This window comes from Cognatilysobacter lacus (assembly GCF_008274655.1).
GTDB lineage: Bacteria > Pseudomonadota > Gammaproteobacteria > Xanthomonadales > Xanthomonadaceae > Cognatilysobacter > Cognatilysobacter lacus.
Window position 1 is genome coordinate 1 of record NZ_VTRV01000012.1, and the last position, 17,193, is coordinate 17,193.

13 protein-coding genes are annotated in these 17,193 nt (G+C 67.7%); 7 read left to right on the plus strand and 6 right to left on the minus strand.

Annotated features, from left to right (window positions below; genetic code table 11):
- The 6 genes from FW784_RS14225 to FW784_RS02155 form a co-directional block, all read left to right on the plus strand.
- Positions 1-779 (plus strand): phosphoglycerate mutase (locus FW784_RS14225; RefSeq protein WP_187770640.1); only part of this gene is annotated, 779 nt, incomplete at its 5' end.
- Positions 776-2,491, plus strand: coding sequence for a single-stranded-DNA-specific exonuclease RecJ (recJ, locus tag FW784_RS02135; RefSeq protein WP_149351712.1), 1,716 nt, complete (start codon positions 776-778; stop codon positions 2,489-2,491). The genes FW784_RS14225 and recJ, both read left to right, overlap by 4 nt.
- Before the next feature lie 61 nt (positions 2,492-2,552).
- Positions 2,553-3,681, plus strand: a protein-coding gene (gene prfB, locus FW784_RS02140) for a peptide chain release factor 2 (protein WP_149351713.1) whose coding sequence is annotated in 2 segments (ribosomal slippage) — positions 2,553-2,627 and positions 2,629-3,681 — 1,128 coding nt in all. Because the reading frame shifts where the segments join, the coding sequence is not laid out codon by codon here.
- Between the two features lie 81 nt (positions 3,682-3,762).
- On the plus strand, positions 3,763-5,283 hold the full coding sequence (gene lysS / locus FW784_RS02145) for a lysine--tRNA ligase (RefSeq protein ID WP_149351714.1): 1,521 nt from the start codon (positions 3,763-3,765) through the stop codon (positions 5,281-5,283).
- 120 nt (positions 5,284-5,403) lie between these two features.
- A complete protein-coding gene (locus FW784_RS02150; RefSeq protein WP_149351715.1) occupies positions 5,404-6,456 on the plus strand; it encodes an HD domain-containing phosphohydrolase in 1,053 nt (350 codons plus the stop codon).
- On the plus strand, positions 6,453-8,633 hold the full coding sequence (locus FW784_RS02155; RefSeq protein ID WP_425481566.1) for an ATP-binding protein: 2,181 nt from the start codon (positions 6,453-6,455) through the stop codon (positions 8,631-8,633). The genes FW784_RS02150 and FW784_RS02155 overlap by 4 nt, the downstream gene beginning before the upstream one ends.
- Positions 8,634-8,639: 6 nt before the next feature.
- On the opposite strand, the gene FW784_RS02160 is transcribed toward FW784_RS02155, so the two are convergent.
- The 6 genes from FW784_RS02160 to FW784_RS02185 form a co-directional block, all read right to left on the minus strand.
- The gene (locus tag FW784_RS02160) at positions 8,640-9,500 is read right to left on the minus strand and encodes a crotonase/enoyl-CoA hydratase family protein (protein WP_149351717.1); all 861 of its coding nucleotides are present in this window, start codon (positions 9,498-9,500) and stop codon (positions 8,640-8,642) included.
- Positions 9,501-9,650: 150 nt separating this feature from the next.
- On the minus strand, positions 9,651-11,333 hold the full coding sequence (locus FW784_RS02165) for a long-chain fatty acid--CoA ligase (protein WP_149351718.1): 1,683 nt from the start codon (positions 11,331-11,333) through the stop codon (positions 9,651-9,653).
- Positions 11,334-11,544: 211 nt separating this feature from the next.
- Positions 11,545-14,340, minus strand: a complete 2,796-nt coding sequence (gene acnA / locus FW784_RS02170; protein WP_425481567.1) for an aconitate hydratase AcnA — start codon at positions 14,338-14,340, stop codon at positions 11,545-11,547.
- A gap of 80 nt (positions 14,341-14,420) precedes the next feature.
- Positions 14,421-15,071 carry a high frequency lysogenization protein HflD gene (gene hflD, locus FW784_RS02175; RefSeq protein ID WP_149351720.1) on the minus strand — a complete coding sequence of 217 codons (651 nt, stop codon included), beginning with the start codon at positions 15,069-15,071 and terminating at the stop codon, positions 14,421-14,423.
- On the minus strand, positions 15,068-16,183 hold the full coding sequence (mnmA, locus tag FW784_RS02180; RefSeq protein ID WP_149351721.1) for a tRNA 2-thiouridine(34) synthase MnmA: 1,116 nt from the start codon (positions 16,181-16,183) through the stop codon (positions 15,068-15,070). The genes hflD and mnmA overlap by 4 nt, the downstream gene beginning before the upstream one ends.
- Positions 16,180-16,656 carry an NUDIX hydrolase gene (locus FW784_RS02185; RefSeq protein WP_149351722.1) on the minus strand — a complete coding sequence of 159 codons (477 nt, stop codon included), beginning with the start codon at positions 16,654-16,656 and terminating at the stop codon, positions 16,180-16,182. Before FW784_RS02185 ends, mnmA begins: the two co-directional genes overlap by 4 nt.
- A gap of 175 nt (positions 16,657-16,831) precedes the next feature.
- Here FW784_RS02185 and clpS point away from each other — a divergent pair, with 175 nt between their 5' ends.
- Positions 16,832-17,164 (plus strand): ATP-dependent Clp protease adapter ClpS, encoded by a 333-nt coding sequence (clpS, locus tag FW784_RS02190; protein ID WP_149351723.1) that lies wholly within the window; start codon positions 16,832-16,834, stop codon positions 17,162-17,164.
- Positions 17,165-17,193: the final 29 nt, after the last annotated feature.

Consider the following 17,193-nt stretch of genomic DNA (forward strand, 5'->3'; position numbering starts at 1 on the left):
CGGCGGTGACCCGGCAGGTCGAGGCGGGCGATGCCGCCGGTTCCATGTGGCTGCGGGCCGACCCCGCCTATGTTCGCCCGGACATCAACGGCGCGCGGCTGCTGGCCGTCGGCGAAGGCGTCGGCCTGGACGGCGAGGAAGCCGAATCGCTGCTCGCCCCGCTGCGACCGCTGTTCGGCGACGTCGGCATGCCGATCGAGGCGGGCAGCCCGTCAGCCTGGTACCTGCGGTTGCCGTTGGGCTCACCACTGCCTGCGTTCGCATCCCCCGACGACGCGCTCGGCGCCGACCTGTTCGAGCACATGCCGTCGGGCCCGGACGGGCGCCGCTGGCGTGCGCTGCTGTCGGAAGCGCAGGTGACGTTGCACCAGCATCCGGTCAACGCGCAGCGCCAGGCGCGCGGCCGGGTGCCGGTCAACTCGCTCTGGTTCTGGGGCGAGGGCAAGTTGCCGGACGCGGTGACCACGCCGTTCGCGCGGGTGCACTCGGCCGACTCGACGGTGCTCGCATTCGCGCAGCTCGCACGCGCAACCGCGCGACCGCTTTCCCCCTGGGAGTCGGGCGAGGACGACGTTGCGTTCGACCTGCGCCACGAACGTCGTCTCGACCGTCTGCTCGCACACTGGATCGAGCCTGCGCTGGCTGACATGGCCTCGAAGCGGCTGGACGCGCTCAGCCTGTGGTGGGCGGACGGCGAGCGCGTCGAGCTGAGGCGGTCGCAGTCCTTGCGATTCTGGAGGCGCCCACTGCGCACCCTTGCCCAGCACGAGCCCGGATGAGCCGCCTCAAGCCCCGACTCGTCCGCCGCCCGCATGTCCTTCCGGGCGACTGGGCGCTGGGCCTCCACCCCGTGCTGGCGCGCGCGTACGCGATGCGCGGCGCGCTATCGCTTGAACAGGCGCGGCCCACGCTCGCGAATCTGCATCCGCCGGGCACGATGGGTGGGCTGGATGCGGCAACCGCGCTGCTTGACGACGCGATGGCGGCGAACGCGCACATCGTTGTCGTCGGTGACTTCGACTGCGACGGTGCCACGGCCTGCGCCGTCGGCGTGCGGGGGCTGCGGCTCCTCGGCGCGCGGCGCGTCTCCTACGCGGTGCCCAACCGGATAGTGCACGGCTACGGCCTGACACCTGCGATGGTCGAAGAGATCGCGCCGATGGCGCCGGACCTGGTGGTTACGGTCGACCACGGCATTGCCTGCCATCCGGGCGTGGTCGCGGCCAAGGCACGCGGCTGGAAGGTGCTGGTGACCGACCACCATCTACCGGGCGACGTGCTTCCGCCGGCCGACGCCATCGTCGATCCCAACCTGCGCGGTGACGGCTTCCCCAGCAAGGCACTCGCCGGCGTCGGCGTCATCTTCTACGTGTTGCTGGCGCTGCGCCGCCACCTGCGCGACCGCGGCGCGTTTCCCGGCGGCGAGCCCGATCTCTCGCAGTTGCTCGACCTGGTGGCGGTCGGCACGGTCGCGGACCTGGTGCCGCTGGATCCCAACAACCGCGCGCTCGTGGCGGCAGGCCTGCGGCGGATGCGCGCAGGCCAGGCGTGCGCCGGCCTGCGCGCGCTTGCCGAAGTCTCGCAACGCGAGCTCGTGCGGCTGGATGCTTCTGACATCGGCTACGCGATCGCGCCGCGAATAAACGCGGCCGGTCGCCTCGAAGACATGGCGCTCGGCATCGAATGCCTGCTCACCGACGACCTCGCCCGCGCGCGCGAGATCGCGCAGGCGCTCAACGAGATCAACGGCGAACGGCGTGCCGTGCAGCAGCAGATGCTCGACGAGGCCGAGCGAGCGCTTTCCCGCGTCGAGCTTCCCCACGGCGACCTGCCGCCGACGATCTGCCTGTTCGACGCCGAATGGCATCCGGGCGTGGTCGGGCTGGTGGCATCGAAGATCAAGGAACGGCTGCACAGGCCCGTGGTCGCATTTGCGCCGTCCGCGCCCGGTTCCGCGATGCTGCGAGGGTCGGCGCGGTCGATTCCGGGCTTCCACATCCGCGACGCGCTCGCGACCGTGCATGCCCGTTGCCCGACGCTGATTGAGCGCTTCGGCGGCCACGCCATGGCCGCGGGCCTGAGCCTTCCGCTCGAACACTTCGGTGCGTTCTCCAGGGAACTGCACGCGGCGGCGGTCGGGGCGCTCACCCCCGACCTGCTGCAAGCCGAAGTGCTTAGCGACGGCGAACTCGATCCGGCCGAGATGGGCCGCTCCTGCGCCGAGGCCATCCGCGACGGCGGCCCCTGGGGCCAGGCGTTCCCGGAGCCGCATTTCGACGGCGAGTTCCGGGTGCTGTCGACGCGCATCGTCGGGCAGCGCCACCTGCGGATGGAGCTCGGCATGGGCGCGCTCCGCGTGAACGCGATCGAGTTCGGCGGCGCGGCCGAGCCGCCGGGCGAGCGCGTGCGCATCGCCTATCGACTCGAGCCCGACGACTATCGCGGCGGTGACGCGTTCCAGCTGGTCGTCGTTCATCGCGAGCCCGCCTGAGAGCGGGGCGGCGGCGGGCGCGCTGCTAGAATGCGAAACACTTTTCAACGCGACGACGGACATGCTTGAACTCAATCCCGTCCGCCAGCGAATCGCCGACCTCCGGGGTCGTGTGGATTCGCTCAGGGGGTATCTTTGACTTCGACCAGAAGGTCGAACGTCTCGAAGAAGTAAACCGGGAGCTCGAGAGCCCCGACGTCTGGAACAACTCCGAGAACGCGCAGGCCCTGGGCCGCGAACGCGCCTCGCTCGAAAAGGTCGTACTCGGCATCCGTTCGCTCACCGAGAGCCTCGTCGGCGCCAATGAGCTGCTCGACCTGGCGGAGATGGAAGACGACGAGGAAACGGCGAACGCTGTCGTCGAGGACGTCGAGAAGTCCGCGAAGGAAGTCGAGAAGCTCGAGTTCCGCCGCATGTTTTCCGGCAAGATGGACGGCGCGAATGCGTTCGTCGACATCCAGGCCGGCGCGGGCGGCACCGAGGCGCAGGACTGGGCCGAGATCCTGCTGCGCATGTACCTGCGCTGGTGCGAATCGCGCGGCTGGAAAGCCGAGCTGATGGAAGCCAGCGGCGGCGACGTGGCCGGCATCAAGTCGGCGACCATTCGCGTCGAGGGCGAATTCGCCTATGGCTGGCTGAAGACGGAGACGGGCGTGCACCGCCTCGTGCGCAAGTCACCATTCGACTCCGACAATCGTCGCCACACGAGCTTTACCTCGGTGTTCGTCTCGCCCGAGGTCGACGACAACATCGACATCGAGATCAATCCCGCCGACCTCCGGACCGACGTCTATCGTTCGTCGGGCGCTGGCGGTCAGCACGTCAACAAGACCGAGTCGGCGGTACGCATCACCCACATACCGACGAACATCGTCGTGGCGTGCCAGACCGGGCGAAGCCAGCACCAGAACCGCGACAACGCGATGAAGATGCTGGCGGCAAAGCTCTACGAGCTTGAAATCCAGAAGCGCAACGCCGAGCGCGATGCGGTGGAAGCCACCAAGTCGGACATCGGTTGGGGCAGCCAGATCCGCAACTACGTGCTCGACCAGAGCCGCATCAAGGACCTGCGCACCGGCATCGAGCGCAGCGACACGCAGAAGGTGCTCGACGGCGATCTGGACGAGTTCGTAGAGGCGAGTCTGAAGTCGGGCCTGGAGGCCGGTTCGAAACGCATAGACGCGATGTGACGGGCGGCGGCTCGTGAACCGCCGCCGCTACCGCACGCAGCCCACGGCTGCACACCCCACCTACCTGCAGCGACCCCTCCGATGACCGACACCCCCGCAACGCCGCACGCCGACGAGAACCACCTGATCGCCGAGCGCCGCGCGAAACTCGCGCAGTTGCGCGACGGTGGCGGCATCGCGTTTCCGAACGATTTCCGTCGCGGCGAGTTCGCCGGCGACCTGCAGAGCGAATTCGCCGATGCGGAACGCTGGACTGCCGAGGCGCTCGCGACCGAGGAGCGCCGCGTCGCCGTCGCCGGCCGCATGCTGCTCAAGCGCGTGATGGGCAAGGCGAGCTTCGTGCAGGTGCAGGATGAATCCGGCCGGCTGCAGCTGTTCCTGCAATCCAACGTGCTCGGTGAGGTCTACGACGCGTTCAAGGGTTGGGACGTCGGCGACATCGTCGCGTGCGAAGGCGTGCTGACGCGGACGAAGACCGGTGAACTCTCGGTGCGCGCCGACTCGCTGCGGTTGCTGACCAAGTCGCTGCGTCCGCTGCCCGACAAGTTCCACGGCCTCGCGGACATCGAGCAGCGCTATCGCCACCGTTATGTCGACCTGATCGTCACGCCGGAATCGCGCGACGTCTTCATCAAGCGTTCGAAGATAATCCGCGCGATGCGCGCATGGCTCGACGCGCGGCGCTTCCTCGAGGTCGAGACGCCGATGATGCATTACATCCCCGGCGGCGCGACGGCCAAGCCGTTCGTCACGCACCACAACGCGCTCGACCTGCAGCTCTACCTTCGCGTCGCGCCTGAGCTCTACCTCAAGCGCCTCGTCGTCGGCGGGCTCGAGCGGGTCTACGAGATCAACCGCAACTTCCGCAACGAGGGCGTGTCCACGCGACACAATCCCGAGTTCACGATGCTCGAGTTGTACGAGGCCTACGCGACGTACAACGAGATCATGGACCTGACCGAAGACGTGATTCGCCACTGCGCGCAGGACGTGCTGGGCGCCACGGCGATCGAATGGGAAGGCGCCGCCGTCGATCTGGGGCCACGCTTCCGTCGCTGGTCGATGACCGATGCGGTGCTCGAGCACAACCCCGAGATCACGCGCGATGACCTTCGTGACGTCGCGAAGATGCGCGAACACTGCGCCCGCCTGCGGATCCCGGTGAAGCCGTCGTATGGCTGGGGCAAGCTGCTGCTGGAAGTCTTCGAGAAGACGGTCGAGCACACGCTGATCCAGCCCACCTTCATCACCGATCATCCGGTGGAGGTCAGCCCGCTCGCGCGCGCCAACGATGTCGACCCCGAACTCACCGACCGCTTCGAGCTCTTCGTCGGCGGGAAGGAGCTGGCCAACGGGTTCTCCGAGCTCAACGACCCGGAGGATCAGGCCGCCCGCTTCCTGGCGCAGGTGCAGGCGAAGGAGGGCGGCGACGACGAGGCCATGCACTTTGACGCCGACTACATCCACGCCCTCGAGGTCGGCATGCCGCCTACCGGCGGCCTGGGCGTGGGCATCGATCGACTCGTGATGCTGCTCACGGACCGCGCGTCGATCCGTGATGTTCTGTTGTTTCCGTACATGCGGCCTGGACACGGCGGCTGAACCCGCGCTCAAGTGCGCCATGGAAACGGCCGATAGCGAGGCTGGGACGCAGCCAAGGCAGCGGCAGCGCGCTATCCTCGACCCGAGCCGCCGTACCGGTCCACGCCAACGGATGGTCAAATGAACGTTGTCATCGTCGATGACCAGAGCAGCGCACGCACCATGCTGCGCCACATCATTGAAGACATCGGCGCCGAGCTGAGCGTCCATGACTTCGGTGAGCCGCAGGTCGCGCTCGACTGGTGCGCCGAGCACGATCCCGACCTGCTGCTGCTCGACTACCGCATGCCCGGTATCGATGGCCTCGAATTCGCGCGCCGGTTCCGGCGGCTGCCGCGGCATCGCGATATTCCGATCATCCTGGTCACGGTCGTCGGCGACGAACCGATCCGGCAGGCCGCGCTCGACGCCGGTGTTATCGACTTCCTCGTCAAGCCCGTGCGCCCGCGCGAGCTGCGCGCACGCTGCCGCAACCTCCTGCAGCTGCGCCAGCAGTCGGAGACGGTGAAGCAGCGCGCGCTCTCACTCGAACATCGGCTGCAGACCACGCTCCACCAGATCGCCGAGCGCGAACGGCAGATGCTTACCCGGCTCGCGCGCGCGGTCGAATATCGCGACGGCGGCAGCCATCCGAACCTGCAGCGCATGGCGGCGTTCGCGGGCCTGATCGCGCGGGGCGTCGGCATGTTCGATGACGAGGCCGCGCAGCTGGAACAGGCCACGCCGCTGCACGACATAGGCAAGATCGCCCTGCCTGACGCGGTACTGCACAAGCCGGGCCCGCTGTCCGACGAGGAGCAGGCGCTGGTACGACGCCATCCGGAGATCGGCTACGAGCTCCTGTCCGACAGCGGCACGCCATTCCTGGACCTCGCCGCCACGATCGCGCTGAACCATCACGAGCGTTTCGACGGCAGCGGCTATCCGAACGGGCTCGCGGGCGACGCGATCCCGATGGTTGCGCGGATCGTCGCGGTCGCCGATGTGTTCGACGCCCTGATCTCCGAGCAACCGTACAAGCACGCGTGGGAAATCGACGCGGCGCTCGCGCACCTCTACGCGCAGCGGGGCCGGCTGTTCGATCCGCAATGCGTGCAGGTGCTCGTGTCCGCGCGCCGGCAACTGGATGCGCTCCGCGAAACCTTCCGCGCCCCGACGGGTCGGCCGTCGTGATCGCCCGGCTGCGCCGCGTCCATCGTCGGCTCGCGGCCCGCCCCGACAGCGAGCACGGCCAGGCAGCCGTACGGATCTGCGCCCTCGGCGTCGTTCTGGTCTACCTGCTGCTCGGCCCGCAGGACATGCGTTCGGACCCGTATTACGACGTCATGGCGATGGTCATGGCGGGCTTCGTGATCGGCACCGCGATCCTTGCGTGGCTGGTGGTCGCGCCGGGCCGCAACCACCCGCGCCGGCTCCTCGGCATGGCCGCGGACTACGGCCTGATGGCGGCCGCCATGATCCGCATGGGCGAGCCGATCGCCTGGGTCTACGTGCTGATCATGTGGGTGACGGTCGGCAACGGGCTGCGCTTCGGCCGCCGATACCTGATCGGCGCGGTCGCGGCAGGGACGCTTTCCTTCGGACTTGTTCTCGCGCGATCGCAGTACTGGCAACACAACCTTCCTCTCGGGATCGGCCTGTTGATCGGCCTGTTCGCCATTCCGATGTACCTGACCCGGCTGCTCGCCGCGCTCACGCGGGCCACCGAGGAAGCGCGCCGCGCCAACGAAGCCAAGAGCCGCTTCCTGGCCAACATGTCGCACGAGTTCCGCACGCCGCTCAACGGCCTTGCCGGCATGACCGAGCTGCTGGCGGCCACGGGTCTCGATCCGGAGCAGCGCGAATGCCTCGGCACGATCCAGGCGTCGACACGCACGCTCATGGCGCTGGTCGAGGACGTGCTGGACATTTCCGCGATCGAGGCCGGCAAGCTGCGCATGCACGCCGCGGATCTCGACGTTCGAGAGCTGGTCGACAGCATCGGCCTGATCCTGGAGCCCCAGGCGCGCGCGAAATATCTCGACTACCGCGCCGAGGTCGGCGACGACGTGCCCGCGCGCGTGCGCGGCGACGTTGGCCACGTGCGCCAGGTGCTGATCAATCTCGTCGGCAACGCGGTCAAGTTCACCGACCGCGGCTCGGTGGCGCTGCGCGTCGAACGCGTGCTGCATGACGAACACCGCACCTGCCTGCGCTTCACCGTCACCGACACCGGCATCGGCATCCCGGCGGACATGCGTCGCCGACTGTTCGACGCGTTCGAACAGGCGGACGCCGGGCTTGCGCGCCGCTACAGCGGCACCGGCCTCGGCACCACCATCGCCAAGGGGCTCACCGAGGCGATGGGCGGCACGATCGGCTTCGAGAGCACCGAAGGTGAGGGCACCCGCTTCTGGGTGCAGTTGCCGTTCCAGCAAGTCGCGGTCGAACCGGCCCGCGCCGTGCCCGCCGACGATCGGGTCGCGTCCGATGCGCCGGCGCCTGCGCTCGGGGAAAACGTAATCGCCTTCAGCAACCCGTTCCTGCGTCACCGCGCCCGCGTACGCAGCCTCCAAGTGCTGGTCGCGGACGACAACGCCGCCAACCGCATGGTGCTGCAGCGGTTGCTGCAGAAGGCGGGACATCGCGCCACGTGCGTGGACGGCGGCGAAGAGGTGCTCGAACTGCTCGCGGACGCACGCTTCGACCTGGTCATCGCCGACCTGCACATGCCGGGCATGAGCGGGATCGACATGTTGCGGCACGCACGCCTCATGGAAGCCGGCGGTCCCGCACGGACCCCGGTGGTGATCCTGAGCGCCGACGTCACGCCGTCGTCGATCCAGGCCTGCCAGGACGCGGGTGCCTGGGGATTCCTCGCCAAACCGGTGTCGACTGGCCGCCTGCTCGACCTGTTGGGCGAAGTGGCGGAAAGCGCGACCCCGGGGGCCCGCGCGACGAAAGCGGTTGCGCTGCCGGTCGAGCCTTCGGACGGCACGGTTTTCGATCCTGCCGTGCTCGACGAGCTCGCGTCGATAGGAATGGGCGACGCCTTCGAGCGCGACTTCGTCGCCGAGTGCCTCGCCGACGCCGAACGCGGTATCGGCCACCTCGCTGACTATGCCTCGCGGAGCGATTGGATCCAGGTGCGCGAACAGGCGCACGCGGTGAAGGGTGTCGCGGGAAACGTCGGCCTCGTCAAGCTCTCCGCAGCGGCCGGCGAAATGATGCGCCTGCCGGACTGGCAGCTCGCCGGCGAGTGGCGCAGCCGGATATCCACGCTGCGCGAACGCCTCGCGCAGGGACGCGATCTGCTCGCCGCGCGGCGCGAACCGGGCGCTCGCGGCGATCCAGCAGCCCGGTCGGACTGACTCCGCTCAGCGAGCGGAGCGACGCGCCTGCGCGCGCACGATGCGCTCCATCGCACGCAGCGAACGATCGCCGAGGGCGAGTGCCGCATCCACCCAGATCGACGTGATGCCCAGCAGTTCCTCATAGGTGACGGCCTGTGCAAGGCGCCGAACGCGATTGAGCGCGAGGTGGGCATGCGGGGCACGCTGCTCCTGCTGGATGAGTTCTCGGACGATGCGCGCGCCATGCCCTCGGGGCGCGAGGATGTCGACGATGCCCATGCGGTGCAGCTCGTGCGCGGGCAGGATCCGTCCTTCCAGTATCAGGCGCTCGGCCAGTTGCGGCGCGACGCGACGGCTCAGGAACGAGTAGGCGCCCATGCCCGGGAACAGTCCGAAGAGGACCTCCGGCAGTCCCATTTCCACGCCTTCCTCGGCGACGATCACCTGGCACGCCAGCGCGAGTTCCATGCCACCGCCAAGCGCGTCTCCCTGCACCAGCGCGATCGTGCGCACGTTGCCGCCGAGGCCCTGGTGCAGCAGGTGCACGCCATCGATGCACCGCGTCGCGTAGTCCATCAGGCCATCACGATCGCCGGAGCGGATCAGGCTTGCGAACAGCTCGAGGTCACCGCCGAGGTTGAACGCGCCGGGCGCGTCGGACGCGAGCACGACGTGCTGCAGCGGGCAGACGGACGCGTCCGTCTGCGGTGGCGTCACTTCCGAAAGCATCGACCACATGTCGTGCATCAGTTCGCGTCGGAAACAGGGTCGAACGCCCGCTCCGTGGTCGGCATGCATGTGCAGCCACTGGCTTCCCCCTGCGTCGGATTCCACGCGTACTGTCGGGTAGGTGCGTGCGCGGTGCAGCGATTCCTTCGTGCTCATCATGCGGGTCCTCGGAAGGGAACCGCCCGCGTATGCCGGTGGGCGCGGGCGATCAGGTGGTGCCCACCGGGCGATCGTACACCCGCGCCCGCATGCAAAAGACAGGCCCGCGCAAGGCGGGCCCGGAGAGTCATTCGTGTCGCGGAACCGTCACGCGACGGCGGGTTGCCTGAGTTCCCGGCGAAGGATTTTGCCGACGTTCGTCTTCGGCAATTCCTTGCGGAACTCGACGTAGCGCGGAAGCTTGTAGCCGGTGAGGTTTTCGCGCGCGTGCGCGATGACCTGTTCGGCCGTCAGCGAGGGATCCTTCGCGACGATCACCACCTTCACCGCCTCGCCCGATCGTTCGTCGGGCACGCCGACCGCGGCCACTTCGAGCACCTGCGGCATCATCGCGATGACATCTTCCACTTCGTTCGGATACACGTTGAAGCCCGACACCAGGATCATGTCCTTCTTGCGATCGACGATATAGAAGAAGCCACGCTCGTCCATGCGCGCCATGTCGCCGGTGTGCAGCCAGCCCTCCGCATCCATCACCTTCGCCGTCTCGTCCGGACGGTTCCAGTAGCCGCGCATCACCTGCGGCCCCTTGATGCAGAGTTCGCCGATCTCGCCGGGCCCCGACAGGTTGCCGTCGTCGTCCTTCAAGCATGCGTCGGTGGACGGTATCGGCAGGCCGATAGCGCCGTTGTACTCGGGAAGATCCATCGGATTGATGCAGGCGGCCGGCGACGTCTCGGTCAAGCCGTAGGCCTCGACCAGCGTGCAGCCGGTCACCTGCTTCCAGCGTTCGGCGACGGCGCGTTGAACCGCCATGCCGCCGCCGAGTGTCATGTGCAGGCGCGAGAAATCCACCTTCTCGAAACCCGGTGTGTGAAGCAGTCCGTTGAACAGCGTGTTTACGCCCGTGATGGCGGTGAACTTGGTCTTCTGCAGTTCCTTGACGAAGCCCGGCATGTCGCGGGGATTCGTGATCATGTGGTTGAGGCCACCGAACTTCATGAAGACAAGCCCGTTCGCCGTCAACGCGAAGATGTGGTACAGCGGCAACGCCGTGATGATCGTTTCTTCGCCGTAGCGCACGTTGGTGCCGATCCACGCGGCTGCCTGTTGCATGTTCGCGACGAGGTTGCGATGCGTCAGCATCGCGCCCTTGGCGACGCCGGTCGTGCCGCCGGTGTACTGCAGGAAGGCGATGTCCTCCGGTTCGATGTCCACGTCGGCGTCGCTGAAGGCCAGCGACTCGCCGGCTTCGATCACCTCGTTGAACCGCAACGCGTGCGGAATGTCGTAATCGGGCACCATCTTCTTGACGTAGCGCACAACGAAGTTCACCGCGGTCCGCTTCGCGAAGTCGAGGCAATCGCCCAGCGCCGTGGTGATGACGTACTTCAGCGGCGTCTCGTGCAGCGTTTCCTGCACGGTGTGTGCGAAGTTGTCCATGACGAGGATGGCGACCGTGCCGGAATCCTCGAGTTGGTGGGCCAGCTCGCGCGCCGTGTACATGGGGTTGACGTTGACGACGGTCAGCCCTGCGCGGAGTACGCCGAACAGCGCGATCGGGTACTGCAGGCAGTTGGGCAGCATGATCGCGACGCGATCGCCGCGCTTGAGCTTGAGTTCGCCGAGCAGGTACGCCGCGAAGCGCGCGCTGAGCACGTCGACTTCAGCGTAGGTGATGGTCTTCCCGAGGCTCGAGAAAGCGGGGCGGTCGCGGTACTTCTCGATCGCGCTCTGCAGGACGGACACGATCGACGGGTACTCGTCCACGTCGACCTCGGCCGGTACACCGGCGGGATAGCTCGCCAGCCAGGGCCGGTTTTCCGTCATGCGATTTCCCCTTGATTTCGCGACTGCGAGCGCACGGACGGTGCGCCACCGTACGGTCGCCGGATTGGAACATACGCCTTGCGCGGCTCGCAAGCCGGTGCCATTAGGCAACGGCCGCGAACGCCGGGACTGAATAGGGCCCGGATACGAAGACGGGACGCACCGGGCGTCCCGTCGTTCGAAACGGTTCCCGCCAGGGCGGGAGACCCGATCAGGCCGCCTTGCGGGCGGCCAGCTGGCGCAGCACGTAATGCAGGATGCCGCCGTGGCGGAAGTACTCGACTTCCTTCGGCGTCAACAGCAGGACGTGGACCTCGAAGCGCTTCTCGAAGCCATCGGCGCGGCGCGCGACGACCGTCGCCGTCTTGCTGGCACCGTCGTTCAGACCTTCGATTGCGATCGCCTCCGAGCCGTCCAGCCCGATGACACGCGCGTTTTCGCCGGGCTTGAACTGCAGTGGCAGCACGCCCATGCCGACCAGGTTGGAGCGGTGGATGCGCTCGAAGCTCTCCGCTATCACCGCCTTGATGCCCAGCAGGTTCGTGCCCTTTGCCGCCCAGTCGCGCGACGAGCCCGTGCCGTATTCCTTGCCGGCGAACACCACCAAAGGCACACCGTCGGCCTTGTATTTCATCGCCGCGTCGTAGATGGCCAGCTTTTCCGGCTGCGCGTCGTGGGAGAAGTACAGCGTGTTGCCGCCTTCCTCGCCGCCCAGCATCAGGTTCTTGATGCGGATGTTGGCGAACGTGCCGCGCACCATCACGTCGTCATTGCCGCGACGGCTGCCGTAGCTGTTGAAATCGGTGGGCTGCACGCCGCGCTCCATCAGGAAACGGCCCGCCGGAGAATCCTTCTTGATGTTGCCGGCCGGCGAAATGTGATCGGTGGTGATCGAGTCACCGAACAGTCCGAGGATGCGCGCGCCCCGCACGTCGGCGATCGTGCCGACGTCCATCGACATGCCGTCGAAGTAGGGCGGGTTCTTGATGTAGGTCGACGCCTCGTCCCACTCGAACGACTCGCCTTCCGGCGACGCGATCGCGTTCCAGCGCGAATCACCCTTGAATACGTCGGCGTAGGCCTGCTTGAACAGCTCCGGCCCGATCGTGGCGGCGATCGTGTCGCCGATCTCCTTGTTGCTCGGCCAGATGTCGCGCAGGTACACCGGCTGGCCATCGTTGCCGACGCCGAGCGGCTCGGTCGTCAGGTCGATGTCGACGGTACCCGCGAGCGCGTAGGCCACCACCAGCGGCGGCGACGCGAGGTAGTTCATCTTCACTTCGGGATGCACGCGGCCTTCGAAGTTGCGGTTGCCCGACAGCACCGAGGTGACCACCAGGTCGTTGGCGGCGATCCCGCGCGAGACTTCGTCCGGCAGCGGGCCGGAGTTGCCGATGCACGTAGTGCAGCCGTAACCGACGACATTGAAGCCGAGCGCATCGAGGTCGGCCAGCACGCCGGCCTTGCGCAGGTATTCGGTAACTACGAGCGAACCCGGCCCGAGCGAGGTCTTGACCCAGGGCTTGGTCTTCAGGCCGATGCGGTTCGCGTTGCGCGCCAGCAGGCCGGCGCCGAGCATCACCGCCGGATTCGACGTGTTGGTGCACGACGTCAGGGCTGCGATGACGACGGCGCCATCGACGAGCTCGACATCCTGGTCGCGCATGCGGATCCGCGACGTGGGACTGGCCGCCAGGCTTTCGGCCTGCGGCTGGTCGCCGCCCTCGGCGTCGAAACGCTTCAGCTCGGACTTGCGCGCGTCGCGGTTGGACGTAAGACCGCCGAGATTGGCGCGGTAGTTGTCCTTCACCTTTTCCAGCAGCACGCGATCCTGTGGACGCTTCGGGCCTGCCAGCGACGGCTTGACGTCGGCGAGGTCGAGTTCGAGCACCGCCGAATACGAGGCTTCCGGCGTGCCGACTTCGTGCCAGAGGCCCTGGGCCTTCGCGTAGGACTCGACCAGCGCGATCTGCTCGTCGCTGCGGCCGGACAGGCGCAGGTAGTTCACGGCTTCCGCGTCGATCGGGAAGATGCCGCACGTCGCGCCGTACTCGGGCGCCATGTTGGCGATGGTGGCGCGGTCGGCGAGCGGCAGGTGCTGCAGGCCTTCGCCGAAGAACTCGACGAACTTGCCCACGACCCCGAGCGACCGCAACATCTGCGTCACCGTCAGGACCAGGTCGGTCGCAGTCGCGCCTTCGGGCATGGCGCCCTTGAGCTTGAAGCCGACTACCTGCGGGATGAGCATCGAGGACGGCTGGCCCAGCATCGCGGCTTCGGCTTCGATGCCGCCGACGCCCCAGCCGAGTACGCCGATGCCGTTGATCATCGTCGTGTGCGAGTCGGTGCCGAATACGGTGTCCGGGAACGCGAGCAGCTCGCCGGCGACCTCGCGCTCCACCACCACGCGGGCGAGGTGCTCGAGGTTGACCTGGTGGACGATGCCCGTGCTCGGCGGCACCACCTTGAAGTTGTTGAACGCCTTCTGGCCCCAGCGCAGGAACCCGTAGCGCTCGCCGTTGCGCTGGAATTCGATCTGGGCGTTGATGTCGGCCGCGTCCTGGCGACCGTAGACGTCGACCTGCACCGAATGGTCGATGACCAGCTCAGACGGAATCAGCGGGTTGATCTGCGACGGACGGCCGCCCAGGCGCGTCACGGCGTCGCGCATCGCGGCAAGGTCGACCACGCACGGGACGCCGGTGAAATCCTGCAGCACAACGCGCGCGGGCATGAATGCGATCTCGGTCTCCGACTCGCCCTTCGGATCCCACGAGGCGACGGCCTCGATGTGCTCCGGAAGCACGGTGACGCCGTCTTCGTGGCGGAGCAGGTTCTCCAGCAGGATCTTCATCGAGTAGGGCAGGTGCGCCAGGTCGAAGCGGCGTCCCAGCGTCGGCAGGCTGAAGTAGGTGTACGACTTGCCGTTGACGGCAAGTTGCGCGCGGGTGGCGAAGGAGTCGGCCATGGGGGCTCCAGAGAGGCGGCAGGGCGCGGCGGTCTGCATCGGCGGCGCGGACGCCACCCGGAGTGAATCACCGCGGAAAACCCGCTAATTATGCCGCATTTGACCGGCTTCCGGCGGGCTCAGCCGAGGTGGGCCTCAACCGCGGCGAGCATCCGGCGGCGTTGGAGGACCAGGTCCCACAGGCTGCCGCCGCGCTGTCGCCACAACACGGCCGAGCGCATCGCGGCGAGCAGGGCCGCGCGCACTTCGGCGACGACTGCCGGCTGCCCGAGGTAATGCGGATTGCCCTGCACGATCACGCGCGGCCGCAGCGTGCTGAGCGTCTGCGCGTACAGCTGGCCGATCGCGGCGAGCACGTCGGGGTGCGTTGGGCCGTTGGAGTCGGCGCGCGGCTGGATGGACTGCAGGCCCTGGCGCACGCGGTCGGTCATTTTCCCGTCGCGGACGAATCGGCGTTCCAGCTGCATGACCGACAGCGCGATCCGCGCGAGGGCCTCGTCCCGGTTGGCGCCCGCGAGATAGTCGCGCAGCAGCAGCAATCCGGGGCGGACGTTTTCGAGCCCGCCGTACACGTCCGCCGTAGTGCGCGCGTCGAAGCGGAACAACGAACCGATGCATGTGGCGAGGATCGCCTCGTTGGCTTCGCCGGTGTCAGCGACCCGTCGCACCTGCGCCAGCGCCTGCAGCAATCCGGCGAGCGCGACGACGCGATCGTAGATGGGCTCGGCGGTGGCGAGGGCGGCGGCGATTTCCGACGTTGTGCGGGTCATGCGGCGTCCGTTCGTGCGGGGTCGAGGAGGGCGTTGGTGGCATCGATGACCGCGCCGCCGAGGCATTCGTCGCCCGAGTAGAGCACCAGCGACTGCCCGGGCGTTACCGCGCGCTGCGGGCGGTCGAAGACGGCGAACAGGCGTCCATCGTCGCGCACCGTGACCCGGCAGGGCTCGGCATTCTGGCGGTAGCGGGTCTGCGCCGTGCAATCGAAGGCGGCGGCAGGTGGCCCGCCGGCGATCCAATGCGCGCTGGCCGTCAGCAGCCGCGTCGACATCAGCCACGGCGTAGCTGCGCCCTGTTCCACGTACAGCACGTTCGACGCCACGTCCTTGCCGACGACGTACCAGGGCGCCGCGGCACGGCCGCGCACGCCGCCGACCTGCAAGCCCTCGCGCTGGCCGAGAGTGAAGAAGAACACGCCCGGGTGCCGCCCGACCGGCAGGCCATCGGGCGTGCGGATCTCGCCTTCGCGCGCCGGCAGGTAGCGGCCGAGGAACTCGCGGAAGTCACGTTCGCCGACGAAACAGATGCCGGTCGAATCCTTCTTGCCGGCGGTCGGGAGCGCGGCGGCCGATGCCATCCGGCGCACCTCCGACTTCTGCAGGTCGCCCAGCGGAAAGCTCGTCGCCGCGAGCTGCGGCTGCCCCAGCTGGTGCAGGAAATAGGTCTGGTCCTTGCCGCCATCGGCGGCCCGCAACAGGCGCCAGCGCCCGTCAAGCCATTCGCAACGCGCGTAATGGCCGGTGGCGATGCGCTGGGCACCGAGGTCGAGCGCTGCGTCCAGGAAGTGCTTGAACTTGATTTCGCGATTGCACAGCACGTCCGGGTTGGGCGTGCGCCCGGCAGCGTATTCCGCGACGAAATGTTCGAAGACGCCGGACCAGTATTCGCCGGAGAAATCCCGGAAGTGGATAGGAATGCCGAGCCGTCCGGACACCGAGACGGCATCGCGACGATCATCCTCGGCGCGGCACTCACCGCTGCCGTCGTCGGCCCAATTCGACATGAACAGCCCGGCGATGGGTTCGCCCGCATCGCGCAGCCGCAGCGCTGCAACCGACGAGTCGACGCCGCCGGACATGCCGACGATGGTTCGGGGGGCGCTCACGCGAGCGACTGCACCAGCTCGAGCGGGTAGCGACGGCCGGCGAGCGTATCGGCGACCACGCGCCACACGAGTGGGCTGCGGTGGCGCGCCGATGCCGCCTGCAGTTCCGCGGGCGTCATCCAGAGGGCGCGGACGATGCCGTCGTCGAGCGTGCGCGCCGGATCGAAATGCAGCGGCTCGGCGAGGAACGCGAAACGCAGGTAGGTGCGCTCGACGCCTCCCTGGCTCACGGAAGGTGCCTTCCACTGGTAGGCGCCGACGAACGCGAGCAGCCGGACGTCCCAGCCGGTTTCCTCGAACGTTTCGCGCACCGCGGCTGCCAGGATGGGTTCGTCGGGCTCGAGATGTCCCGCAGGCTGGTTCAGGACCAGCCGACCTTCCACCCGCTCTTCGATCACCAGCACGCGGCCGCCATCGACCACGACCGTGGCGACGGTGACGTCCGGCTGCCAGAAGCGTGGATCCGCCGTCATTGGAAAGCGCCCGTTGCGACGACCGTCGCACGCCGCGCGACGGCCGGGATGCACAGTGCCAGCATGGGAACGTCGCGACGGTGGCTGCGCGGCATGATCGATCCGGGAGTGCCAAAGCGGCATTCTGCCGCCCGTGCGCAGGGGCCGTCCACGGCGCGGGATTTATACTGGCCCGATGTCGAATCACACACCGCACGATCACGAGCAGCACGGGCAGCACGGCGTCGCTGTCCACACCGGCCGACCGGAGGTCGCGCCGCCGCCGATGTATTCGGTCTTCTTGCTGAACGATGACTACACGCCGATGGACTTCGTGGTCGACGTGCTCACGCGGTTTTTCGCTTTGAATATCGAGAACGCGACGCAGGTGATGCTCCACGTACATACCCGCGGTCGAGGCGTATGCGGGGTTTTCACGCGCGAGATAGCCGAATCCAAGGTGTCGCAGGTGAACGAATACGCAAGACTCAACCAGCATCCCTTGCTGTGCACGATGGAAAAGGCCTAAAAGCGGTTTAAACCGCGATGCCGGACCCC

Coding starts and splice junctions, on each gene's coding strand:
- acnA (WP_425481567.1), bottom strand. CDS start 14,340: ATGCAGACCGCCGCGCCCTGCCGCCTCTCTGGAGCCCCCATGGCCGAC.
- hflD (WP_149351720.1), bottom strand. CDS start 15,071: ATGACCCGCACAACGTCGGAAATCGCCGCCGCCCTCGCCACCGCCGAG.
- lysS (WP_149351714.1), top strand. CDS start 3,763: ATGACCGACACCCCCGCAACGCCGCACGCCGACGAGAACCACCTGATC.
- FW784_RS02185 (WP_149351722.1), bottom strand. CDS start 16,656: ATGACGGCGGATCCACGCTTCTGGCAGCCGGACGTCACCGTCGCCACG.
- FW784_RS02160 (WP_149351717.1), bottom strand. CDS start 9,500: ATGAGCACGAAGGAATCGCTGCACCGCGCACGCACCTACCCGACAGTA.
- recJ (WP_149351712.1), top strand. CDS start 776: ATGAGCCGCCTCAAGCCCCGACTCGTCCGCCGCCCGCATGTCCTTCCG.
- FW784_RS02150 (WP_149351715.1), top strand. CDS start 5,404: ATGAACGTTGTCATCGTCGATGACCAGAGCAGCGCACGCACCATGCTG.
- clpS (WP_149351723.1), top strand. CDS start 16,832: ATGTCGAATCACACACCGCACGATCACGAGCAGCACGGGCAGCACGGC.
- FW784_RS02165 (WP_149351718.1), bottom strand. CDS start 11,333: ATGACGGAAAACCGGCCCTGGCTGGCGAGCTATCCCGCCGGTGTACCG.